This window comes from Methanosarcina soligelidi (genome assembly GCF_000744315.1).
Taxonomy (GTDB): domain Archaea; phylum Halobacteriota; class Methanosarcinia; order Methanosarcinales; family Methanosarcinaceae; genus Methanosarcina; species Methanosarcina mazei.
Genome location: NZ_JQLR01000001.1, coordinates 2,191,133 through 2,215,013 on the forward strand (window position 1 = coordinate 2,191,133; position 23,881 = coordinate 2,215,013).

Consider the following 23,881-nt stretch of genomic DNA (forward strand, 5'->3'; position numbering starts at 1 on the left):
AACCGAGAATTTTACGCAACAGACTTAAAAACAATTACTTATTCTGAATAACGATTTAAATGTTTACAATCTCATCCAAAATAATTCCCCTCCAGCTTCCTTTCTCTCCCTTCCTGCTCACTCGCATAAGCTTCATACTCCCCGCTTTCCTTATCAAAAACAAACCTGTAAACCATCCTGAAATACGCCCACCTTTCAACGTAAGAATTCCTTGCATCGCTCAGCAGGACGGTTACCGAACCATTATCTTCATTTTCGGAAACCGAATAAACAGGATAATCGATTTCCTGAGGAACGGCTGTGCTGTAGAGCTTTCCTGCTTTTTCGACATAGGCGGAAGCATCGGGAACGCTGCCGGTTGAGTTAATTTTTTCGATAAAATCACTTCTTTCGATGCCTGAAAGGTAGCTGATTTCCATAATCTTGAAATGCGTATCGTTATATTCGTATGCAGCCAGGAATTTTCCGGGTGAAACCGGGTAGGTCCCCTGGTAGCTTATTCTCGTTCCTTCGGCTTCGGAAATCTGGTTGACAAGGAAAAACTTGGCTACCGGAAGGACTGTAATCCAGACCAGAAGCACAACTGCAAGCGTCCTGTAAAGGCTGCGCCGGTTATTAGTTACGAAATTACAGAATCTGTTGAATTTGCCGTTCCATCTGCCACGGTTTTTCTGATATCCCACAAGCACAATAAAAACAGGCAGCAGGGGAAGTAAGTTTGCAATGGGGTCGAAAAAATAGACTGCTCCCATGATAGATGATTCTGTGCTGAACGGGAAAAGGGGGCGCATTTTCCAGCTTGTGGCATAATCAAGGTAGCTGTGGGACAGAATGGCTGCAAACCCCGCGGCTGTGAACAGGCGGTCTTTAGTCCTGAGCCAGATGAAAAGCGTGATAAGAAAGATAAACAGGATGGAATGCATGAACTCCCTGTGGCCCAGGAGGTAAAAGAGATGGGTTCTTGTCTCGTGGCTCACGCTGCTGCTGAGAAGGAAAAAAAGGGTGTATGGGATAAAATCGAGGTCAGGGAGGATTGACAGGAATGCTACAACATTTCGTTTTTTTCCTTTGAATCCTAGAGCAAGAGCGATCAGGAGACCGACTCCAAGATGGGAGAGTGTATTTACCATTTATTTTTATCCCGAGTTTTCTTTTGCTTTTATTCTTACTCTTTACTTTATTTTTCCTATTATTTTTACTTTTTATATTCCCGGGCAAATTCGTTTTCTGTTAAATTAGTTTCTTGTTAAATTAGCTTCTTACTCAATTTGTTTCTTACTCAATTTGTTTCTTGTTAAATTAGCTTCTTATTCAATCTGCTTCTTGTTAAATTTATTTCCTATTCAATTTGTTTCATTTATGCTACTTTCAAATACTTTGCATTATAAGCGTTTGCCGGATTCTCAGGTTTGCTTTTACAAAAATATAACATAAGTTTTATCTTTTACCTTTAAATAGGTTCGATGTATAATTATATTCTGCATTAAACGTGCATCTGGTTTAATTTAAGCTCCGCATCTGTATTTAACACATAAAATTGCCTGGCGGCGATTTGACGTGTATTTGAGGAGATACGTGCAGACAGGTTTGAAAGACGGATTTCTGTTAAGCAGTTAAGGGGAAGATTGGTTAGCAGAGTTTGAGAATGGGATTTCTGGAGCCGGACGTACACAGGCGTGGAAATAAAGGCAACAATGCATATACGCCTGGAGTACGGATACAGCCCTGCAGAGGTTCCCTATCACATTTTGCAAGCCAGTTGATATTTTAAAGAGGGTTGAATAACATGGCTAAAGAGTTATACAAATTACCACCGTTAAAATACGAATATGCAGACCTCGAACCTTACATTTCCGAAGAACAGCTGCGCATACACCATGACAAGCACCATCAGGGTTATGTGAACAACACCAACTCACTGATGGAAATGATGGACAAAGCCAGGAAAGACGGAACAGACTTTGATTATAAGGCAACTGCAAAAGCTCTGGCTTTTAATCTGGGAGGGCATGTCCTTCATGACTATTTCTGGTGGGAGATGACTCCTGCAAGCAATGCCAGCAAAGAGCCTGTCGGCGACCTGGCTGACGTTATCAAAGAGGATTTCGGAAGCTTTGAAAGGTTTAAAAAAGAATTTACCCAGATTGCGTCAGGCGTGGAAGGTTCGGGCTGGGCAGCAGTAACATACTGCAACGACACCAAAAGGCTCGGGATAATGCAGATAGAAAAGCACAACGTGAACGTAGTCCCTGATTATCCGATCCTTATGGTTCTGGACGTATGGGAACATGCTTACTATATTGACTACAAGAATGATAGGGGCAAATTCATAGAAGGGTTCTGGAATATAATTAACTGGGAAGAAATCGACAGGTATTTCAAGAAACTTCAAAGCATGAAAATGGAATAATTCCATATCCTCAATAAAATAGTACGGCTGCAGTACCGGGAACTTCCCTGACAGGTTAACCAGGGAAATATTTTTTATTTCATTGCCAGCGAGGCGTTGATCCCGGTTGCAGTTTTTTTATTTTCGGTTTCAGTCTTTTTATTTTTCTCTTATTTTTCCGGAAACTACAACATGAATTGATTTTTATTAATAAAAATTCTCTGTAAATTATTAATAAAAATTCTCTGTAAATTATTAATAAAAATTCTCTGTAAATTATTAATAAAAATTCCCTGTAATGCCCATGAGCTTCCGAAATCACTCAAAATAATTTTTATCAAGCTTTTTTTCCGGTCTACCGTAGTGGCTTTCGTACACCTCGTAATCTCTACTTTCCCTGTCAAACACAAACCTGTAAACCGTGTCGAAATAAGGCCACTTTTTAACATAAGGATTTCTTGCATCGCTCAAAATTACGGTTACCGCGCCGTCCTTTTCGGATACTGAATATACAGGGTAATCGATAGCCTGAGGCACTGAGTTACTGTATAAATTACCGGCTCTTTCTGCATATCTGGAAGCGTCCGGGACATCTCCTTCAACGGTAACCCTGTCTACATAAAAGCTCTTTTCTACTCCTGCCCAGTAGCTTATTTCAAGGAGTTTATAGCGGGAATCATCGGCGGGATACGCTGCCAGGAATTTTCCGGTAGATATAGGGTAGGTATCATTGTAACTTATTTCTGTACCTTCGGTCCTTGAGATGCGGTCTATAAGGAAGATTTTTGCCACCGGAAACATTGTGGTCCATATCAGCAGGACTATGATGAAAGATGCATAGAATTTGCCTTCGTTTCTGTTCACAAAGCTGTGGAAAATATTCAGCCTTTTTAATCTCCGGTCCCAGACATCTCTGTCCCGAACACTCCATTTTCCCCTGATTTTCAAATCCCACGGATACAAATCTTTGATATTCCAGGCATGCTTCTTTTTATATTTTCTTACGCCACGGCTCTTAATGTATTCCGCAGCTACAATAAAGAGAGGCAGAAGGGGAATGACATTTACCACGGGGTCGAAAGGATAGATTGCTCTGAGAGCGGACTCGTTTAAGCTGAAAGGGTAAAATGGGCGCATTTTTGCGCTTGTTGTATAGTCCAGGAAGCTGTGAAGGAAGACAGCCAGAAAACCTCCGAATGTATAAGTCCTGTCTCTGGTTTTTATCCAGATAAGAACTGCAAGAATAACTGCAAAAAAAACAGAATGTGTCAACTCCCTGTGCCCGAGCAGGTAAAATAGCTGGTTTCTCGCTTCGTGGCTTACGCTGCCGCTGATAAGCGTAAATAACGAATAGCTAAAATAATCGATGTCAGGGACTATGGAGAGAAGGACAAGGCCAAGCCTTTTCCTCCCCTTAAGACCGAGGGCGTGGGCAAGAAGCAGACCAATTCCAATATGGGATAACGTGTTTACCATATATCTACCATGAATTTATATTCCGTGCTATTATAACGCGCTTAATAGTTGTCATTCTGGTGAATCCAGTATTAAAATTTTAATGGAAATTAATGCAAGCAGAGAAGGTCTGATACCTTTAATTCTTACATATAACTCTCCGCTTGTATTTACTTTATATTATATAAATAAATGGATAATTCCTATCTCAGTGTGAAAATATCTAAAATATTATGAAAGGAAAAGTTTGACCTTTTAATTTATATTTGACCTTTTAAATTATATTTGACCTGTTAAATTATGTTTTGCCTGTTAAATTATTATTCCAAAAGTTTTACCTGAACCAGTTTTCACCCAGTTTTTCTTCACTTCCCCCCTGGACACTCGCATAAACCTGGTATTCTCCATTTTCTTCATTAAAAATAAATCTGTAAACAGATTTAAAATAAGCCCAGTTTTCGACATAAGGGTTTCTTGCATCACTCAGAGTCACGGTTACAAAGCCGCCGTCTTTGGAGACTTCATAAACCGGATAGTCAATTTCCTGGGGGACAGCGGAACTGTAGAGGTTACTGGCTCTTTCAATATAGGTCGGAGCATCAGGGATATTTCCGTTTATCGAGACTTTTTCAATGTACTCGCACTTTTCGATTCCTGAAAGGTAGCTGATCTTCATAATTTTGTAATGGGTTGAATTATAAGAGTATGCAGTCAGGAATTTATTTGTGGATTCGGGGTAGGTATTCTGGTAACTTATCTGAGCTTCTTCTGTCCCTGATATATGGTTGATAAGAAAGGCTTTTGAAACCGGCATAAAAACAAGCCAGAGCAGGAAAACGAGAATCAGGGAGGCATAAAGTTTGTCATCAATCTTATTAATAAAATTATAAAAGTTATTTGACCTGCCATTCAGCATTCCTCTTTGCTTTAAACCTATCACAACCATGATTAAGAGGGGCAGTACCGGAAGAAGATTTATGAATGGGTCATAAAAATAGACAGCTCCAATTATGGATGCGTCTGTACTGAACGGATAGAAGGGTCTCATTTTCCAGGTCGTTATATAATCCAGGTAAACATGGGATGAAATGGACTGAAACCCTCCAAAGGTAAATATCGGGTCTCTTGTCTTAATCCAGATTAAAAATGTAACCAGGGCGATAAAAAGAATTGAATGCATGAACTCCCTGTGGCCAAAAAGATAAAAAAACTGGGTTCTTATGTCATGGGTAAGGCTATTGCTAACAGAAATAAATACCGAGTATGGAATAACATCCAGATCAGGGAGAACGGACAGAAAAGCTACTATTTTCAGCTTCTTCCCTCTCAGGCCCAGAGCCAGGCCAATAAGAATACCCACTCCCAGGTGAGATATTGAGTTTACCATGGACTGTGTTCCTGGAAAAAAAACGTTTTTATTTAATTATATTAATTAAAGCTATATTTGCTTTTTGAAAAATCGTGTTTGGGAGTTGCAAAGTTGTATTTAACAATCTATAATAATTATATGATAAAAATTAATTTTTTAAGAAAAATCTTCTTGAAAGTGATAAATATATCTCTGTTTTCCCTGAAAAAAACGCACATGATATTCTTCGAATAACATGCCCAAAAAACACACATGATATTCTTCGAATAACATGCCCAAAAAATGAAAGTACTTGAGAGCACTTTCATGCCAAATGAAAGTATCTGGAAGTACTTTCATGCCAAAGTAAAATGTTGCAGAACTGAACGGATTAAAATTTTAAAAAAATAAAATTTACTGATAAAATGGCCGCATTCCCGGTTTCAGATATATCTTCCTGCCTGGTTTCAGAGACAATCCTCATATTCAGGGTTATGCTTTCTGGAAGACTTCTGAAAGGCAAATCTCACCGGGAGTAATTCCCCGGTGCCGGGTTGCTCAGCGTCCTGTTAAAGAAATCAACCATCTCATCGTACGCGTCCTGTGCCACAAAACTTTCCGAAAGTTCTCCTTCTTCAATCATGAAACCGTGAGGTTCGCCCTGGTAGACTTTCAGCTCAAAATATTTGTCAGCTGCATCCAGTTCGCCTGCATACCTGTAAATTTCTGAGATATTACTTGGCTCGTCTCTTGTCCCGTGTATGATAAGCATCGGGTCTTCAAGCTGGTCAATCATGCTTGCAGGCTCGTCAGGCTGTACTTCAGTTCCGCCCGAGTAAGGAAAACCGTACCAGGCAACCCCTGATTTAAATTCCTCCACCTGGGGCAGAAAAAGCATGGTATACCTGCCGCCTGCACAAAAACCTGTTAAGCCCAGCTTTTCCGGGTCAACATCATCCCTGCTTTGCAGATAATTGATGCTGCTCCTGACAAGAGCTTCAACCCCGGAATCCGAAGGAGAACGGGAATAGGTCTGCCATTGCGGAGCGACCACGACAAACCCGTCTGCTGCCAGCCTGTCTGCCATATCCTGATAACCCTGCTCAAGGCCGTTAAATGAATGTATCAGCACTACAGCCGGATACTCTCCATCTTCAGCCGGAGCAGAAATATATGCAGGATATTCCTGATCTTCAGCTGTGATATTAACCGTTAGGGTCTGGATCTGGCCTGCAGTTTCATAATTCACTGTCTCAGGCTCAGAAGCAAGGGCATTGCCTCCGGTTCCTTTTTCCACTTCCTCTTTAGCTTCCGGCCCCTCCGGGATAGGTTCCGGCGAATCAGGTTGTCCGGGTGCATCATCAGTATCAGAAGTCCCGGTACAGCCTGAAGCGCTTAAAAAACTCAACAGAAGCATAATCACGATTAGTAATCTGGTTCGACTCATATAACCCCCTCATGTAATCTTTTACCGGAAAGTGTCACGCTCTCATGATGCTCCGAACTACTTTGAACCTGGAACACAGCACTTCCCATTCTGCAATTACATTCAATTTTATTGGTCATAAGTGTCACGCTCTCATGATGCTCCGAACTACTTTGAACCTGGAACACAGCACTTCCCATTCTGCAATTACATTCAATTTTATTGGTCATAATATAAGTATGCACGATTTATACCTCAATAGTTATAATTTTTAAAGAGAAATATTCCCGAAAGATAAAAACCGAAATCCCTGTCATTGTCTAACTGATTCAGCATAAAATTAGATAAACCATTTTAAGGTCTTACATGAAGATATCAAGTAAAATTGTTTGTTGTATGTTATTATGGAGGGATAAGGAAAAGGGCTCTTGAAGCCTGCCGATTTGAAACTTAACTTCCCAAACTGATTAATTTTCAACGTAAATTTTAGATCTATATGATTTTTTCTACTTTATCAAAATATATCCGGTTTAAATATTTTGATAAACATACTAATAATAGTAAACAGTAAAACTGTGGACTTTTATAAAATCGCGATTTTATTTTGCATTTTCTTGCATAATATAGAAAAGGAGATGGTAAAGGGGTTAGCAAAAACGGAGCTTTTCAGGCTCCTGCCTGGCAGCAGGCCAGTACTCCTTTAGCCCGATTTTCATTCAAAGAACAAAACCCCCAATCTGTAATCTGAATGTAAAATATATTCTCTTTAATATATTATTAAATATTCTATCTTATGTAAAAGTGTGAATTAAAAAAGGAGACCCAAAATATGGTAAGCGAGATGACTCCAACCCGCCGAGCTCTGGCAGCAGTGCTCGGAGGCAGGGTCGATTATGTACCCCCTGCAAACCCCCTGGCTCAGACCACAACAGAATTAATGGCAATCTGCAATGCTTCCTGGCCAAAAGCCCATTTTGACAGCAAAATGATGGCAGATCTTGCAGCCGCTTCTTACGAAGTTTGTGGCATTGAGGCTGCGCGACCCCAGTTTGACATCTCTCTTGAAGCTGAAGTTCTGGGGTGTAAACTTGACTGGGATAAGCCAGACAGGCCTCCGGTAACAGGACCAGCTTATACGAACCCTGAAGATGTGACCTGGCCCGACAAACTGGAAGAAACCGGAAGGATTCCGGTAGTTCTTGGAGCAATTGATGAACTGAGGAAACGTTACGACGGGATGCTCCCTATCATCCCCTTACTGACTGCCCCCTTTACGGTAGCAGGTCACATAGCAGGCGTTGAAAATATGGCCCGGTGGACAAAAACCGATCCTGAAAAAGCCCATGCCTTCATTGATGCGGCAACAGATTTTGTTGTAGCTTACGGAAAGCTGCAGGCTGCTTACGGGGCGCATATCCTCTTCCTTGCAGATCCTTCGGCTTCCAGCAGCCTGATTTCTGCGGAAACATACCGGGAATTTGTACTCCCTGCCCACAGAAGACTGGCAAAGGAAATAAGCTGCCCCCAGATCCTGCATATCTGCGGAGATTCCAGTAAACTGCTGCCTTATATCAAGCAGAGCGGAATCGACTGCTTCTCCTTTGATACCGTCCCGGTCTGGTACTGCCGTCAGGTAATTGGCAACGATATGTCCATACTCGGAAGCCTGGACGTCATAGACCTGATGCCAAACGGAACCCCAGAACAGGTCTATAACAGGACCCGGGAATGCATCCTGCAGGGGACAGATATTGTAGGGACTGCATGTGGTGTCTCATACGGGACCCCTCTAGAAAACCTCAGAGCATATGTAAGGGCCTGCAAAGAGACTCCAATCCCGAGATATGATGACGTTGAAGATCTCATCAGGCAGATTGGAATCGGCATCGGGCGAAACATGAAAGAAAACGTTCTGGGAGGAATGCAGGAATGATCAGGCATATTGACATCGCAGTCCAGAAGATTTTCGAGATGAAAGAAAAAGAACCTGCGAAATTCAAAAAACTTATTGATGAAGGGATCATGATCGGCCTCGGAGTGGACCTTGGAGACAGGAGCCGGGAAGAGTACACTGCAGGGCACATTAAGGAGCAGAGCAGGCCGAAAGACCCCGATTATGCAGCCATAACAGAGGCAGTGATTGAAGGAGACAGCGAGGAAACTGTGAGACTCACAGTTGCCCTGCTTGAAAAAGGAAAAGACCCTACGGACCTTGTCTTAAATGCCCTTATGCCCGGAATTCAGACCGTTTGTGAGCTTTACGATGTCGGAGAGAGTTATATGCCTGAGATCCTGCTGGCAAATGAGGCTCTCATAGGAGGGGTAAAACTCTGTCAGGAAAGGATCGGAGAGATCCGTTACGAGGGAAAAGTGGTATCCCTTGTTATTGAAGGAGACCTTCACGATATAGGCAAGAACATTGTAGCAGCTATCCTCAGGGCAAACGGTTTCGAAGTGGTTGACCTCGGAAACGACATAACAGTGGAAGCAGCCGTCAAAGCCGTAAAAGCAGCAAACGCTGACCTTGTTGTGGGAACAACCCTCATGAGTACAACAAAAGAGGGACTCAAAGTTCTTGCAGAGGTTCTGGAATCCGAAGATGTCCCTGTAGCCTGTGGAGGGGCTGCCGTAGACAGACGCTTTGTTGAGACCTTCTGTAACTCCGTGTATGGAAAAACCCCGCTTGACGCAGTGAAAATCGCAAAAAATATCTGTGCAGGAAAGAGCTGGAAAGAAGTCCGCAATGACCTTCACTGATTTTCTTTCCTTTTCCTTCACTTGTTTTTTCTTTTTTCCTTTTTCTTTTTTCCTTTTCCTATCCTTATTTTTACTCCTTCATTTTTATTTTGGCATGAAAGTACTTCCAGATACTTTCATTTTTTGGGCATGTTATTCGAAGAATATCATGTGCGTTTTTTGATTTTCTTTCCTTTCCTTTTTTCTTTTTTCAGTTCTTTATTTTTTCGATTTATCCACTTTTTCAATCGGAAGATTGATCAGTCCAATCTTTTTATATGCTAAATATTATATTGTCAGCACAAACTTTTTACAGGTTCCCGGCTTTTTGGTAAAGTCGGATAGATTTCTTCCGAGAAATATTAAATCAGGAGTTATTTTCTTGTTCCAGACCGAGCCTATACTTTACCTCCAGTCCCTTGGGACCGAATGGTTCACTTTTCTCATGATTATAATAACTTCAATGGGGTCTTCCGCTTTTTTTGCAGGCATAATAATCATCGGCACCCTCGGGATTGATTTTAAAAAGGGTTTTCTTCTGTTTCAGCTGCTGCTCTGGTCTGCTCTTTTAACTGAGACCATTAAAGCACTGATTGCCTTCCCGAGGCCGGATTTTGTGGACAGCCGGGTACTTAACCTGGAAGATGGGATAGAAAATACATCTCCTTTTAATGGAAACGGCGAATCAGGCTTTTTTAATCTTCCGGACAGGGAGATTCTGGAGTCATTTCGCCTCCAGAAAGTATTTCCTGATTCTCCTTTCGGTTTTCCTTCAGGGCATGTTGCACTTACCACTGCCCTCTGGGGAGGAGCTTCCCGTGTCTTCAATAGCAGGACAGCTGGAAGACTGGCTCCCATGGTGGTGCTGCTCATGGCTTTTTCAAGGATGTACCTGGGAAGGCATTTTTTAGGGGACGTGATTGGCGGGGCTGCCCTGGGTTTAATTCTTCTGGTTGTCTTCACGTACTTCTTAAAAAGCCCACTCAAGGACGACTTTTTTGAAAAAGAGAATTTTAAACTCGCTTTCAGGCAAAAGAACCTCTTTTTTTATTCGGCTATGTTTGCCGTCCCTGTAGTTTTCGTATCTCTGTCGCTTATAAGCGGGGAAGTAGCGGGTTTTTTCCTTGGGACAAACACGGCATATCTTCTTATAATCAGAAAGGGGCTCCCGGAAGATGAAGGAAGTACGTGGCAGAGAGCTCTCAGGGTATTTATTACACTGATGATGTTCGGGTTCTCAGCTCTCGTTCTTGACACGGGGTTTAGTATTATCGGCATTGCAGGTTACACTGATGGTACACTTATTGAATTTTTAAAATCTTTTATCCCTGCATTTACCATCTGGATTTCTGTCAGTATCTGTATAAAGCTGGGCCTGTATAATATAGCCTCCACGGAGCAGATTGAGTAAAGAAAAGATATAAGGGGGTCGAGGATAAAGCCCATTACCCGGTGTTAAATGCACACTATTATATTGAGAAGGTTAAAATAATATTATTTCGTAGATAACCAGACCCTGTTGATACAAAAGACAGTTTAATGTTAACTTTCAGTATAAAAAACAACAAATTTTAAATCATTGTAAGTTAATTTAACCTGTGATCTGCAATTAAGGAATAGCTTAAATAATGCTTTTTACTATTGAGCGTATTCACATTTCACTTGAGAAACAGCAAACTGAAAATCGCAACCTGCTGGTTGTAACTGGTGGAAAGGACATGACGGCCGTTTCACCTGTGGAACATATTTCCCACGGCAGTATAACTTATATATCATATATACCTGATCAAAACAACGAGGATGACATTCATGGAATTTGAAAAATTGAGACATGGGACCGAACTTATCAAGCGGGGCTTTGCACGGATGCAGAAAGGGGGTGTGATCATGGACGTTACAACCCCCGAACAGGCCAGGATCGCAGAAGAAGCCGGAGCAGTTGCTGTTATGGCCCTTCAGGCCGTCCCTGCAGATCTCAGAAAAGCAGGAGGGGTTGCACGTATGGCAGACCCCGAAATTGTCCAGCAGATTATTGATACGGTTACCATTCCTGTTATGGCAAAGGCAAGGATCGGGCACTTTGTAGAAGCCGAAATTTTAGAGGCACTTGGCGTTGACATGGTAGATGAGTCCGAAGTCCTTACTCCTGCCGACCCCTTCTACCACATAGACAAAACACAGTTTACAGTGCCTTTTGTCTGCGGGGCAAGAAACCTTGGAGAAGCCCTCCGCAGGATTAACGAAGGTGCAGCCATGATCCGGACCAAAGGAGAAGCCGGAACAGGCGACGTCAGCCAGGCAGTAAAGCACATGAAGCAGATCCAGGGAGAAATCCGCGCCCTTGCAGGCAAGACCAAAGAAGAGCTTATAATGGTCGCAAGAGAGATTGAAGCTCCTATCGAACTCGTGGTCGAAACCGCAAAAATGCAGCGCCTGCCTGTGGTGAACTTTGCAGCCGGTGGAGTTGCAACCCCTGCCGACGCAGCTCTCATGATGCGCCTTGGTGCAGACGGAGTCTTTGTCGGTTCAGGTATTTTCAAAGCCGAAAATCCGGAAAAGATGGCAAAAGCAGTTGTTGAAGCCGTCAATAACTACGATAACCCTGCAAAACTTGCAGAAATCTCAAAAGGCGTGGGTGCAGGAATGAAAGGCATCAGCGCAGACATGATCCCTGTGCAGGAAGCCCTTCAGGAACGCGGCTGGTAAAACCAACCCGATTTCCGTCTCGCCCGAGTCCCGTCTCGGGAGGACGGTGTCCTTTTCGCTCGCTTCGCTTCGCTCAAGAGGACTAATTTATAAGTTATTTCGGTGAGATAAACTCAAGGGGACTAATTTACGGGTTCTACTGAGCTTAGCTGAAACGGACTAATTACCAGATATAAAACGAGTCTCTTTCAAGAGGCTAAAATTCAATTTTTAAAAACAGATTTATTCTTGCAGGTTTGTAAGAATAAACCAGTTTAATCTTTATATTTTTCGATTCTATAAGCCGGATTAATTCTGGAAAATGGTGTTTTTAATGAAAATAGGTGTAATCGCTATTCAGGGAGCGGTTTCTGAGCATGTTGATGCTTTAAGGAGAGCCCTTAAAGAGAGAGGGGTTGAGGCTGAGGTAGTTGAGATAAAGCACAAAGGAATTGTGCCGGAGTGCAGCGGAATTGTGATTCCTGGCGGGGAGAGTACAACGCTTTGCAGGCTGCTTGCCCGCGAGGGAATTGCAGAGGAGATAAAAGAAGCGGCTGCAAAGGGAGTTCCTATCCTCGGGACCTGTGCAGGGCTGATTGTCATTGCAAAGGAAGGAGACCGGCAGGTAGAAAAGACAGGTCAGGAACTGCTCGGGATTATGGATACCAGGGTCAACAGGAACGCCTTTGGGAGGCAGAGGGATTCTTTTGAGGCAGAACTTGAGGTGTTTATCCTTGACTCTCCATTTACGGGCGTGTTTATCCGGGCTCCGGGAATCGTGAGCTGCGGGCCGGGCGTGAAGGTGCTTTCCAGGCTTGAAGGCATGATCGTTGCTGCAGAGCAGGGAAATGTGCTGGCACTTGCATTCCATCCGGAATTAACCGATGACCTTAGAATTCACCAGTATTTCCTGGATAAAGTTTTGAACTGCTAGAATTACAGTATGGATCAGGTTCATGGGTTTTTTTCCGAAACCTACCCAATTTATTTGCGTTTGGCATGAAAATACGTGATGAGAAAACTCATCACGTACTCTCTCCTTCTTTTTTTCCAATAATTGTGATAATTCTACTAATTATTGTTATACGCTCGTCAACTGAGAATATTTTCGTTTCAACAATCTCCTGTAATGGGCATGAGTTATTGAAAATCACATCCATATGAATATCTTTAAATTTCTCTCAAATAGAGAGGATATACTTGCTTTTTTTGAATTGATCAATAACTTGTGGACACGACCTGAATATGAAATTGAGAAAATTGATTCTTATGACATAAGGCAAAAGATTCTCAATATTTTTTATGTTGGTTGGAAGATGCTAAGGTTTTCTAAAAGGACTTTGTATTATACGAAACAAAATACCAAGTCTGATAAACCTTTTACCCTTAAAAGCCATTTTTTGGAATGAGTGAATCAGTGGGACGCGTTAGTTTCAAGCCAAAAATAAAATGTTATAGATTTTACTTTAAAATGTATTTAGTTTTATTATTTTTGGTCTATTCGACACAATGCTAAAATCTAGTGATGAACTTAATATTAAAAATCACTAGATTTTGAAAATTGTCGCAACTTTTGAATATTACCTTTTAATTGATGCCGGTAGAGCTCGAATATTGAATTAGATTGAAGACTGAATTCTTTTTGGAAATTCAACGTTTCAATCAAAAAATGCAAAAATCACTAGATTTTGGAACTGAGTCGTCTATTCTATCCCACTTTCCGCAGATGTCCCTTCAATTTTTACAATTTTTGCTGCTGTCGTTTTTTTATAAAAAATTTCTTGGCTGCTCAATATGTGTTTTTGAAATATCCCATTATTTTCGATTTTTTGCCTTCATTGAATACTTCCGGCACCTATTTTTCGAAACTTCATTCGAGAAATTAACTGCAGATTTTAGAATAATTCTTCAAAAACGATAACAGTAAAAATGTTATTTTTTTGAAGACATCTGCGGAAGGTCGGTTCTATGAATTTATATCTTCTTTTGAATCTATATCTGAAATTTTAAAGCCTGAGAAAATTTTAATTTCATTGTTTTCAATTTATTGGAAAAACTCATAAAAATGGTAATATCCAGAGTCCCTTTCTCCATCCATAGTTAACTGAAGAAACATCATGGTTTAGGCTATATATTATCAGATATATACAAGAGGGCGATGTCAGGAGAAAAATACTTCTAACATAATTTTAGGCTAAAAGAGGGAGACTTTATTTCGGCACATATGGCAGTCATACCATAAAATAGAGTAGTTTAAACACACCACCAAAGTTCTCTAGATACTGGAAGGCAGATTCTAGAGAGTCAGGGAGTTAATAAGTAGGATATGTAGAAAACATTAAAAATGGCGCAATTTAAAATGGCACACCCTAAAAACGGAACAATCTAAAAACGGCACATTCTAAAAACGGATTGATTCAAAAATGGCAAGAATTCATTTAGCCTAAAAGATGTCCTAAGATAGACCCGAAAAAACGGTAAAAAATGTTATCGAACCCCAATAATTAAAAATAATAACCTCCATGACAGAACTTGGACATTCTGTCCGAACCCGAAGGGTCTTGAACAAGAAGCAAAACGATAGTTGATGACTCTTAAATATTCAACTATCGTATTATTTCTTTCCCTGTAATTGCATTATGGGATATCTAAAGGGAAAAACACCTAGAGATAAGTACCATAAAGATATTAGAGGTAAAAAATCCAGGTATTTTTTTGGCTGTTTACGGAAAATAAATGGGAGCATTGGTTTCAGATTAACAGTGAACGTATGTATAGTTTTTACTGTGAAATATGAAAATGCGTATGTATTCACGTACAATATGTAAATATGTAAATTATACAGAAAAATAGTAAAAATAGCCTAAGAAGAAGCAGTAAAAGGATTGAAAAATTAGTTACATAGTTTAGTAAAATTCAGTTAAATGGTTCAGAATTGAAGAGGGTTAAGGATCGGGATAACTTATTCAGGGGAGTCAGGATAATCAATTAATTTTTTAAGACGATACACTTCTATTAAGTTAAAAATCTTTTTTGAAACAAAAAAATATATACTACAGACTCTGAATAATAAACGATTAGATTTGTAGAAATTATATATAAGTGATTTTATATATAAAGTTGGGGGATAAATAATAGATTCTGCTATTCTGTTAGATCCCTAATTTGACAGAATCTACTAATTAATATAGTATTTTATTACACAAAACACATTGCATTGACACATTATATTTTGACAAAATGAAAAATGTCAAAAATCATAAGATGCAAGACAAAACATTGAATTGTATAAAGAAAACAGAAGCATGAAGCCTATTTAGACATTACAAAATATGTGCTTCTGTCAAATTTGGGTTAGATACAGGTAATTTGATGGATGTATTGTTCTCTAAGAAAGACTGGAAAATTAACAAACTTTGAATTTAAAATCATTCAAAGGTAAACCTGTATCTTTGAGTCTGATGCTAAATAATCAGGAAATCTAAATTTGAGGCTATATATGGTTTTTAAAAGAACAGATAGCCAAGAGCCTATATCATATCAGGCACTCTTATATGAGAATAATTCCTTGAAAAAAGAATTAAATAGCCTGAGAACGCGCTTAACGGAAGATGAAGAACTCAGGCATGCAGAAGAGGAGTTGCGAAAAAGTGAGGAGCGATATCGCACACTCTTTATGAATATGACAGATGGTTTCCTCCTTGCAGAAATTATCTGTAACAAAGAAGGTAAGCCCTATGACTATCGTTACCTTGAGGTAAATCCTGCTTTTGAACTCCATACAGGGATGAAGAGGGAACAAATATTAGGCAGAACTGTACTGGAAGTGTTCCCTCATGTAGACCGCAAGCGAGTTGAAAAGTATTTAGAAATAGCGTTCACAGACAAAGCAAAGCATTTTGAAGTTTTTAGCCAGAAAATGTGTAAATACCTTGATGTTTACGTATTCAGTCCTGAGAAAGGAAAGATTGCTATAATTTTTATAGATATTACCGAACGAAAGCAGATTGAAGAGAAAACTCATCAGCGGGCCGAAGAAATAGAGACAGTTATGGAAGTTGCGCCTATTGCCATCTTGATTAGTCACGACCCTCAATGCGATAATATAACCGGCAACAAGATGGCAAACGAGTTCTATGGAGTTAAAACTGGAGAAAACGTATCAGCTAATATCGTACCTGTACGGCGTTACTTCCATAAAAGCCATGAATTGGCTACAGACGAATTACCCATGCAAAAAGCTGCTTTTAAAGGCATCGACGTGCGCAACGAAGAGATAGATGTACTGCTGCCAGGTGGGGAATGGAGGGCCCTTCTGGGATCAGCCAGTCCATTACATGATGCCGAAGGTAATGTGCGTGGCGGTGTTGCCGCATTTATGGATATCACTCAAAGAAAAAAAGCAGAAGCTAAACTAAAAGAAACCCTCGACAATTTAGAAGAGCTCGTTAAACAACGTACAGAAGAGCTTGAGAAGGCTTATGATTCTTTAAAGGAAAGCGAAGAGCATCTGCGGTTAACATTGGAGGGTTCAAAAGCTGGAATGTGGATGTGGGATCTTCGGGCGAACTGGAAAATAACGCCTCAAATGAATGCTCTGCTTGGTAGATCCGAAAGCTCACCCATAAAGTACGAGGAATTTATTTCTATGATCCATCCCGAGGATCAGGAGCGGGTTGCACAAGCCTGGAATAAAGCGATTGAATGTAAAGACTTCTACGATCAGGAGTACCGCATATTCTTGCCGGATGGCAGTATCCACTGGCTGAGCTCAAAAGGTTCGGTAATCGAACTGCATTCAGGAATCCGTCAACTAATGGGCATCACTACAGATATCACCGAACGCAAGCAGGCAGAAGAAAAAATTCGGTATCTAGCGAATATCGTAGAATCATCAAATGATGCTATCATAACTAAGTCCCTTGATGGTATTATCACAAGCTGGAACAAAGGAGCAGAGCAGATATACGGCTATACAGCCGAAGAAATTCTCGGAAAGAATATGACTACTCTGGTGCCATTCCCATCAGATCACGAAATGGAAGCATTAATTGAGAGAATTAAAAAGGGAGAAAAAGTTGAGCATTATGAGACTTTGCGATTAAGAAAAGATGGTATAATAATAAATGTCTCACTCTCTCTTTCCCCAGTTTTCGATGTCACTGGAAAACTGACTGCTATCTCGGCTATTGTCAAAGACATAACCAGAAGTAAAAAAGCAGAGGAAGCCCTACGCAAGAGTAAAGAACAGTATCAAACTTTATTCAATTCTATCAGTGAAGGCTTTGCAAATTGCAAAGCAATCTATAATGAGCATGGTACACTCTGTGACTTATTAATTTTGGATATAAACCCTGCTGGAGCAAGACTTTCAGGTTGTGAGCGGGAAGCACAAATTGGTAAAACCATGCGTGAAATATGGCCTGATGTTGAAGATTACTGGTTTGAAGCTTATCAAAAAGTTGACCAGACAGGCGAATCTATTCAGTTTGAGAATTTTGGCAACATGCCAGGCAAATGGTTTACTATTCAAATCGATAGGATTGAAAAAGGTCAATTTGCAGTAACATTCAGGGATATTACTGAGAAAAAAGTGGCTCAAGAAGCCCTTGCAAAAATTGAGACTGCCCGTAATAAGGAAATTCATCACAGGATTAAGAATAATCTACAGGTTATCTCCTCTCTTCTGGACCTTGCAGCTGAAAAATTCAGAAATAAAAACCATTTAGATAGCTACGAAGTTCTTGAAGCCTTCAGGGAAAGCCAGAACAGAGTAATGTCTATCGCGTATATCCATAAGGAACTGCATGAAGGTGAAGGGCTTGAAAAGCTGAATTTCTCGTTATATCTTGAGAAGCTTGCTGAAAACCTTTTCCAGACTTATAGTGTTGGACATTCCGGTATTAGTTTAGATCTGGATCTTGAGGATAATGTGTTCTTTGATACAGATATTGCAGTTCCTTTAGGAATGATTGTTAACGAACTTATTTCAAACTCCCTCAAATATGCATTCCAGGGGCGGGATAAAGGTACAATTAGAATTAAGCTCTTCAGTGAAGGGGTTATAAATGAGTCGAATAGTAAAGACGAGCTTAAAAGAAAAAACACAAAATACACCCTTACAGTCTCAGATAACGGAATTGGCATCCCAGACAATATTAATTTAGAAAACACAGACACACTCGGTCTGCAACTTGTAAGTACCCTTGTCGATCAGTTAGACGGTAAAATAAAAATTGGAAGAGATCAAGGGACAGAATTTAATATCTGTTTTAATACATGCAATAACGGAGATTAAAGAAAAATAAATAAAAATAGATTTACTTAGATATCCGAACAATTAGAAAACTGATTTCCTTATATTAATTTGAATGATTCTTAAAAAGAGAGCATTATACATTTATCAGGATAATTTTTGAAAAAACTTTTGTGCACAATCTCTACAATACAGCCTATACTTTTTTGTTATTATATATCCCCATAATTTGGTGCAAGTTGTAGTATTCGAACTTTTTACAGAATAAACTTTTTCTAAAAACAGAGGAAATGACAGGTCGATAACCGGGAGTTTAGTAGGGGTCTTGTGACAACAAATGATTAAGGAGGAAGTTTTTGTGTCTGAATGGAACAATCGACCTGTCGGGGATTACCATAAGTATAATTGTATAAAAAGGTATTGATAATTATTAATTAGTAACTATCCTACGAATTATCTAATTATCAGGTGTTTTTAAGAAGAGTAAATACATTTTATATTAAGGAAGAACTGGAAGACATAGAAAGGGAACAGGAGGAATAGGGATGACTGAAGAACCGGTTAAACATGGTGCGGGACTATATGCAATGGATATGACAGTAGGGCTTTCCGACCACGAACTTGAAAAATAAATGCTCTCAGATCGGATTTAAAGCTTTCATGGAAAGAGCTACTGGATAAAATTCAAATGGTTTTCAGCAATAGGAGTTCAAAAGGGCCTCAGACTGACAGGATAAACTCCCTTAAACCTGAGCTAAATCTGTCCTGGTCTGAACTATTAAAGAAAGTCTGTTTAATGGAGTTAATGGTGGTGACGAAAGAGTGATAAACATTATTTTCTTTTTGAACTAATGCTGTTTAACAAAAATGGTGTTATCAACCTTAATATGTGTTTGAAGTTTTTTTCTTTACTTTGAAACTTTTTACTCAAACATAACTTTTAATACACTGAAAAATTTTATATAAATAAGTTGATATATAATGATTATCCATTATATTTCGGGTTAAGAAGTAAGACCACTTAACTCTACCACAAACATACCCAAACTTGTAACAAACCAGTACAGTAAACCCACAAAAGCAAGTACTACCATTATAAAAGGTCTGAAGTCACTGATATTTCTTAAAATTAAATGCTTGTGTGAGCATAAGATTTAAAGAGGCTCCTGGGGGGCAGTAAGTTCAGTGACTTTAGACCTTTAAGATGGATTTTTTTCAAGATGCTTCAATTGACTTTAATTTTACGAATTTTAGAACAGTATTCTTCTTTGCTCCAATCCCTGATAACCAATTTTTTATATATTTGTCGCTCTTTAGTTAGTTATAATTCAAAACACCATCAACCCTCTAAATTATTAAATAAGTGATAGGGTGATAGTGTGATAGTGTAATGTGTAAAAATTTATTCTGGTAAATATAGATCTAATGAAGGGGTGAATTAAATGGTAAAATTAAGCAACGAAATGGTAGAAGACTTTGCAAAAATGAAGATCTTTCCCTTTGCAACTGCTTCCAGAAATGGAGATCCGAATGTCATACCAATTGGCTTTTGTAAGCTTCAGGAAGATCGAGAGACAATATGGATTGCGGATAACTACTTCCATAAGACTCGCCACAACCTTGAAGAAAATCCAAGGGGAGCAATCTATGTATGGGGTCCCGAGATCAAGGGCTGCTATCAGATAAAAGGGGATTTCGAGATTAAAACTGACGGGGAAGAATATGAGAATATGTATAAGACTGTCAAGAAAATGGGAGAGAGGTTCCCTGCAAAAGCCCTTGCCATCATGAAGATCACGGAAGTTTACGAGTGCAAATCCGGCGATGGAGCTGGAAAGCAGCTTCTCTAAGTCCTTTCGTTTCTCTTAATAGGTAATAAAATTTCTGATTTTATTCTGATTATGAGGATGTTATTTTCGTCCTCATATCATCTCTTTTTTCGATGAGATTCGACATAGTACACCGAATAAATGTTATCTGATGTCTTTCTTCAGACAATTATTACTAAGGGAGCGCAGAGGGTCACGAATACCCCATCCTTTAGGGTGGGGATGAAGTGAACCCTCGCCTCTTCGTTTTTCACTTTAAATATCTTAATCCTTGCTTTTTTTGTAAAATAAGCTTGTTTTTGGCACCATAGCCACCGATGGTGCCATCCATCTATGGCTAGGATGTGATATCAGTTGGAATTACACAGTTTTAGCCATGGCTATGGTCAGATTACCTACCACATCGTGTTGGTGCCTAAGTATCGATACAGTATATTCTACAATAAGCGAATTAAAAAAGATTGCGAGTTAATTTTCAGTAACATTTGCACTAAAAATGGCTACAAAATACATGCAATGGAAGTAGTAGACAATCATGTTCACTTGTTTCTGGAATTCCATCCAAGTAATTCTCTGTCAGAGGTAATTCAATATTTGAAAGGAGGCAGTTCTTACAGACTGTTCAAGCTCCATCCTGATCTTAAAAAACAGTATTGGGGTGGAAGTCTATGGTCAAATGGAAAGTTCTATCGATCCGTTGGAAACGTAACTGCTGATACAATTAAGCATTACATTAAAGAATCGCAAGGAAAACCGAGTGAAGAGTCTCAATTGTATAGATTCATGAGATCCGAGCAAAGAAAACTTGATGATTTCTAACTACCAAAACAACCGGGCGGGCGGCCCGAAGCATACCCCATCCTTTAGGGTGGGGTGGCCGCCCGCAATTTGATTTTGATTTTGTAATATTCTTTCATAAAAGCAGGCATGCTGATTGTTTGAGAATTTGCACAGAAGTTATATATAGTCGGGCTTTTAACCTTTTTTTGGGTAGTAATATGAAAAGATGGAAAATATTAATAATATGTATAATTATGGGACTGATTTTTATTCCTGCAGTTTCAGCCGAAGAGGAATACACGGTAAATTCTGACACAGAAGATACTTTTACTTCTGCCGGAAAAGATTATATTATTAGCCCTTGGGTAGAAAATTCATCTGATGCAGAAAACCCCATTTTCTCTGTGCTGTCAACCCAGTACATAACTCAAGGACAGACTAAAACTCACTATGTAAGTGTAGGTTCAGGAATAAATTATCTTGAAGTGGACTTGAACTGGGGAGATACGAGTGATTCTCTTACGCTTAGGATCTCTACCCCATCGGGAAGTAACTTGGGACCCTACCGTGATAATTCTGATGGAAGCGTAAATGGCAGGATACATTTCAGTATCGACCCTTCCCAGGGGTATGTAGAACAGGGAAGCTGGGAGTTCAAGGTTTATGGGGAATCGGTTAGTGGAACCGAGGACTACACATTTAATCTTTACCAGCACTAAGCTTGAAAAAAAGCTTATCATCTGTTTACTATTTTTTATTCTAGCAACAACAGCCGAGGCTACCGAATATACTGTAAGTCCTTTTCCGAGCGATCAATCTGGAGCTTCAATTAATGGAGAAGAAGTAATAGAACTTAAGGACTTTACAGTTTACTGGCAGTTCCTCCTGTGGCTGGCCCTGATGCACGTATTATCGATAATAGATATACTGCTGAACCCTGCAAAGCTTATTTTCGCAATACTCGGGTTCCGAATTGTAGATGGAGTAAACGTACTTGACAATCCTGCCCGGGATAGCATTTATGCCTATATTAAAGCTAATCCTGGAGTCTGTTTTAGTGATATTGCGAAAAGTATGGGCTTGAACAGGGGAACGGTTAAGTATCACATACAAATTCTGGAAACTCAAAAAAAAATTGATGTTTATAAAGACAGTGGAAAAATAAGGTATTTCCAGAATAACTCCATGTATGGTGAAAGAGAAAAGAAAGTTCTTGTGGCTTCTCAAAGCATAACGAATCAAAGGATAATCTCAGAAATATTAAATGGTAAATGCAATACAAACGTGGAGCTTGCGCGTGAAATTGGAGTCTCAAGGGGTACGATTAGCTGGTATATGAAAAACCTTAAGGAAATAGGCCTTATAAAGGAAACAAAAAGAGGAAGAAGTATAATCTATAAAATAAACATTTCGTACAAAAACCTGATAGAAAGATACAAGTAAATATTTAATTGCTCTGCATATGTTACATACAAAAAGGATCTAGAAAAGTTAACCGCAATTTACTGCCATCTTTTTTTATGTCAGAATACTTTTGTTTTTCAATTCATCATCTTTTAAACCCCAAAACTACCTTCTTTTTGGAATAGGAAATTGAATCTTGTTATGATTTCAGTAATAGAATGACATTCCCTTTAACTGATCAGTGTTTTATGACTTTACCTTTGAAGTTAATTTTTCCTATTTTATAACTAAAAAAGTAGTTAGTAGCAATATTTCAAGGCTAGAAAATCTTGTAGAATTCAGTCTTACTTAATTCTCACTATAGAGAAATGTAATGTCTTAAAAAATATTGCTATTTTTTTCTAAAAGGAATGTCCAAACATCGAAGACGCAGACACAAATCGACAGGCTGTAAGTAACATTATTTATAGCTTCTGTGTAAGCTCTCAAACTATTTTTCTGTTAATTTATTTCAGATTTGTATTCTTCTCTTATGCCTGATTGTTTGAGAGTTTACACATAAAACTTTTAAAGGATTATGGGGTTTTCAAATGTGGGAATGTTCTGCAGGATTCAGCAAAGTTTGAGCCCTCCCCTGAATCCTGCGTGCCCAAAGGCAAGAAACAAATTACTTTAAAGCTATTTTAAGGTTTGTTCCTTGCCTCTTAAACAAAAATAAAGAGGTGGAATAAATTGAAACTAAACAGCAAAGTTAGAAAAATCAGCGGGCTTTTCATGATAATGCTCGTTATAGGTATGATACTGGTTACGCCTGCGATGGCGTGTCCGGCTGGAACACCTTGCGGTTCCACTGCAAGTGGAGTTGAAAAGAAAGAAATAACAGGAATGGAAAAGTACGAAAAAATTGCTTTTGCCCTAAATCTTAAAGATGTTCAAAAACTTTCCGGAAGTCCTTCTGCCACAGACTTGAAACAAATTGAAGATGGTGCTAAAGTTTATTCCATAGAAAAAACACTGGAAGATGGGTCTGCAGATTATGTGACAGGAGTTATATTGCCAGTAGAAGTTATTGCTGAAGATAATATCTCTGTCCAAATATCCAATGTTTTTGTAATATGGAGTGGTGAAAAACCTGCACAAGTAATGAGTGCTACACAAATTTTTGAAGATAAAACATTAAAAGAATTAACTTTAAATAGAGTAGGTGACGATGGAGAAATTCTCAATACACAAGTTGTGGACAACGGGGCTATAATTGGAGATACCAATGCAGACTTCTTTACCACTAATACAGAAGATGGTTACTGGACCTGTGTTGCGAATGAGCTTATCGATGATTGTCTTTGCTCAGTTTTAGGTATTGTTTGTCCTCCTGGAACGCCATCAATATGTGATGTTTGTTTAACAGTGCTTTCGCCTTGTTTCTATATGCCTTCGCTTCTAACTTGTTCACCAGCTGCAGTTTGCATGGGTGTTGAAATAATATATGTGATGGCAATGTGTTATTAACATAACACATAAAAGGTTCAAATCCAATAACATTAGAACTAATTGCTAATTGATGCACATAATA

At 39.3% G+C, this 23,881-nt stretch carries 17 protein-coding genes; 13 read left to right on the forward strand and 4 right to left on the reverse strand.

Features of this window, described 5'->3' with window-relative positions:
* Positions 1-71 precede the first annotated feature (71 nt).
* Positions 72-1,130 (reverse strand): metal-dependent hydrolase, encoded by a 1,059-nt coding sequence (locus M886_RS09590; protein WP_048045292.1) that lies wholly within the window; start codon positions 1,128-1,130, stop codon positions 72-74.
* A 515-nt stretch (positions 1,131-1,645) separates the two neighbouring features.
* Between M886_RS09590 and M886_RS19330 the strand changes: the two genes are divergently transcribed.
* Together M886_RS19330 and M886_RS09595 are read left to right on the forward strand one after the other, a co-directional pair.
* Positions 1,646-1,771: a hypothetical protein gene (locus M886_RS19330; RefSeq protein WP_259637153.1), complete on the forward strand. Its 126-nt coding sequence runs from the start codon at positions 1,646-1,648 to the stop codon at positions 1,769-1,771.
* Between the two features lie 15 nt (positions 1,772-1,786).
* On the forward strand, positions 1,787-2,410 hold the full coding sequence (locus tag M886_RS09595; protein WP_048051083.1) for a superoxide dismutase: 624 nt from the start codon (positions 1,787-1,789) through the stop codon (positions 2,408-2,410).
* Between the two features lie 297 nt (positions 2,411-2,707).
* Here the strand turns inward: M886_RS09595 and M886_RS09600 are convergent, their stop codons facing one another.
* From M886_RS09600 to M886_RS09610, 3 genes are all read right to left on the reverse strand, one after another.
* Positions 2,708-3,865 (reverse strand): metal-dependent hydrolase, encoded by a 1,158-nt coding sequence (locus M886_RS09600; RefSeq protein WP_048045296.1) that lies wholly within the window; start codon positions 3,863-3,865, stop codon positions 2,708-2,710.
* A 313-nt stretch (positions 3,866-4,178) separates the two neighbouring features.
* A complete protein-coding gene (locus M886_RS09605; RefSeq protein WP_048051084.1) occupies positions 4,179-5,231 on the reverse strand; it encodes a metal-dependent hydrolase in 1,053 nt (350 codons plus the stop codon).
* A 487-nt stretch (positions 5,232-5,718) separates the two neighbouring features.
* Positions 5,719-6,639, reverse strand: coding sequence for a dienelactone hydrolase family protein (locus tag M886_RS09610; RefSeq protein WP_048051085.1), 921 nt, complete (start codon positions 6,637-6,639; stop codon positions 5,719-5,721).
* An 808-nt stretch (positions 6,640-7,447) separates the two neighbouring features.
* On the opposite strand from M886_RS09610, the gene M886_RS09615 reads away from it, so the two are divergent.
* From M886_RS09615 to M886_RS09675, 11 genes are all read left to right on the forward strand, one after another.
* A complete protein-coding gene (locus M886_RS09615; RefSeq protein WP_048051086.1) occupies positions 7,448-8,551 on the forward strand; it encodes a methylcobamide--CoM methyltransferase in 1,104 nt (367 codons plus the stop codon).
* A complete protein-coding gene (locus tag M886_RS09620) occupies positions 8,548-9,375 on the forward strand; it encodes a methylthiol--CoM methyltransferase (protein WP_048041112.1) in 828 nt (275 codons plus the stop codon). Before M886_RS09615 ends, M886_RS09620 begins: the two co-directional genes overlap by 4 nt.
* Before the next feature lie 361 nt (positions 9,376-9,736).
* Entirely contained in the window at positions 9,737-10,765 is a 1,029-nt protein-coding gene (locus M886_RS09625; RefSeq protein ID WP_235203915.1) for a phosphatase PAP2 family protein, read from the forward strand.
* Positions 10,766-11,163: 398 nt separating this feature from the next.
* Complete coding sequence (gene pdxS, locus M886_RS09635) at positions 11,164-12,060, forward strand: pyridoxal 5'-phosphate synthase lyase subunit PdxS (protein ID WP_048038723.1); 897 nt, start codon at positions 11,164-11,166, stop codon at positions 12,058-12,060.
* 313 nt (positions 12,061-12,373) lie between these two features.
* Entirely contained in the window at positions 12,374-12,973 is a 600-nt protein-coding gene (gene pdxT / locus M886_RS09640; protein ID WP_011034355.1) for a pyridoxal 5'-phosphate synthase glutaminase subunit PdxT, read from the forward strand.
* Positions 12,974-15,538: 2,565 nt separating this feature from the next.
* Positions 15,539-18,337 (forward strand): PAS domain-containing sensor histidine kinase, encoded by a 2,799-nt coding sequence (locus M886_RS09650; RefSeq protein ID WP_052273705.1) that lies wholly within the window; start codon positions 15,539-15,541, stop codon positions 18,335-18,337.
* Between the two features lie 1,400 nt (positions 18,338-19,737).
* The gene (locus tag M886_RS09655) at positions 19,738-20,145 is read left to right on the forward strand and encodes a pyridoxamine 5'-phosphate oxidase family protein (protein ID WP_011034358.1); all 408 of its coding nucleotides are present in this window, start codon (positions 19,738-19,740) and stop codon (positions 20,143-20,145) included.
* Between the two features lie 333 nt (positions 20,146-20,478).
* Complete coding sequence (gene tnpA / locus M886_RS09660) at positions 20,479-20,943, forward strand: IS200/IS605-like element ISMma21 family transposase (RefSeq protein ID WP_011032309.1); 465 nt, start codon at positions 20,479-20,481, stop codon at positions 20,941-20,943.
* 215 nt (positions 20,944-21,158) lie between these two features.
* Positions 21,159-21,623 carry a hypothetical protein gene (locus tag M886_RS09665; RefSeq protein ID WP_011034359.1) on the forward strand — a complete coding sequence of 155 codons (465 nt, stop codon included), beginning with the start codon at positions 21,159-21,161 and terminating at the stop codon, positions 21,621-21,623.
* A complete protein-coding gene (locus M886_RS09670; protein WP_011034360.1) occupies positions 21,583-22,347 on the forward strand; it encodes a winged helix-turn-helix transcriptional regulator in 765 nt (254 codons plus the stop codon). Before M886_RS09665 ends, M886_RS09670 begins: the two co-directional genes overlap by 41 nt.
* A 693-nt stretch (positions 22,348-23,040) precedes the next feature.
* Positions 23,041-23,817, forward strand: a complete 777-nt coding sequence (locus tag M886_RS09675) for a hypothetical protein (RefSeq protein WP_152558012.1) — start codon at positions 23,041-23,043, stop codon at positions 23,815-23,817.
* The last annotated feature ends 64 nt before the right edge of the window (positions 23,818-23,881 follow it).

Bases quoted from the DNA above. Each gene is read 5' to 3' on its own strand.
- M886_RS09590 (WP_048045292.1), bottom strand. From the start codon at position 1,130: ATGGTAAATACACTCTCCCATCTTGGAGTCGGTCTCCTGATCGCTCTT.
- M886_RS19330 (WP_259637153.1), top strand. From the start codon at position 1,646: ATGGGATTTCTGGAGCCGGACGTACACAGGCGTGGAAATAAAGGCAAC.
- M886_RS09595 (WP_048051083.1), top strand. From the start codon at position 1,787: ATGGCTAAAGAGTTATACAAATTACCACCGTTAAAATACGAATATGCA.
- M886_RS09600 (WP_048045296.1), bottom strand. From the start codon at position 3,865: ATGGTAAACACGTTATCCCATATTGGAATTGGTCTGCTTCTTGCCCAC.
- M886_RS09605 (WP_048051084.1), bottom strand. From the start codon at position 5,231: ATGGTAAACTCAATATCTCACCTGGGAGTGGGTATTCTTATTGGCCTG.
- M886_RS09610 (WP_048051085.1), bottom strand. From the start codon at position 6,639: ATGAGTCGAACCAGATTACTAATCGTGATTATGCTTCTGTTGAGTTTT.
- M886_RS09615 (WP_048051086.1), top strand. From the start codon at position 7,448: ATGGTAAGCGAGATGACTCCAACCCGCCGAGCTCTGGCAGCAGTGCTC.
- M886_RS09620 (WP_048041112.1), top strand. From the start codon at position 8,548: ATGATCAGGCATATTGACATCGCAGTCCAGAAGATTTTCGAGATGAAA.
- pdxS (WP_048038723.1), top strand. From the start codon at position 11,164: ATGGAATTTGAAAAATTGAGACATGGGACCGAACTTATCAAGCGGGGC.
- pdxT (WP_011034355.1), top strand. From the start codon at position 12,374: ATGAAAATAGGTGTAATCGCTATTCAGGGAGCGGTTTCTGAGCATGTT.
- M886_RS09650 (WP_052273705.1), top strand. From the start codon at position 15,539: ATGGTTTTTAAAAGAACAGATAGCCAAGAGCCTATATCATATCAGGCA.
- M886_RS09655 (WP_011034358.1), top strand. From the start codon at position 19,738: ATGGTAAAATTAAGCAACGAAATGGTAGAAGACTTTGCAAAAATGAAG.
- M886_RS09665 (WP_011034359.1), top strand. From the start codon at position 21,159: ATGGGACTGATTTTTATTCCTGCAGTTTCAGCCGAAGAGGAATACACG.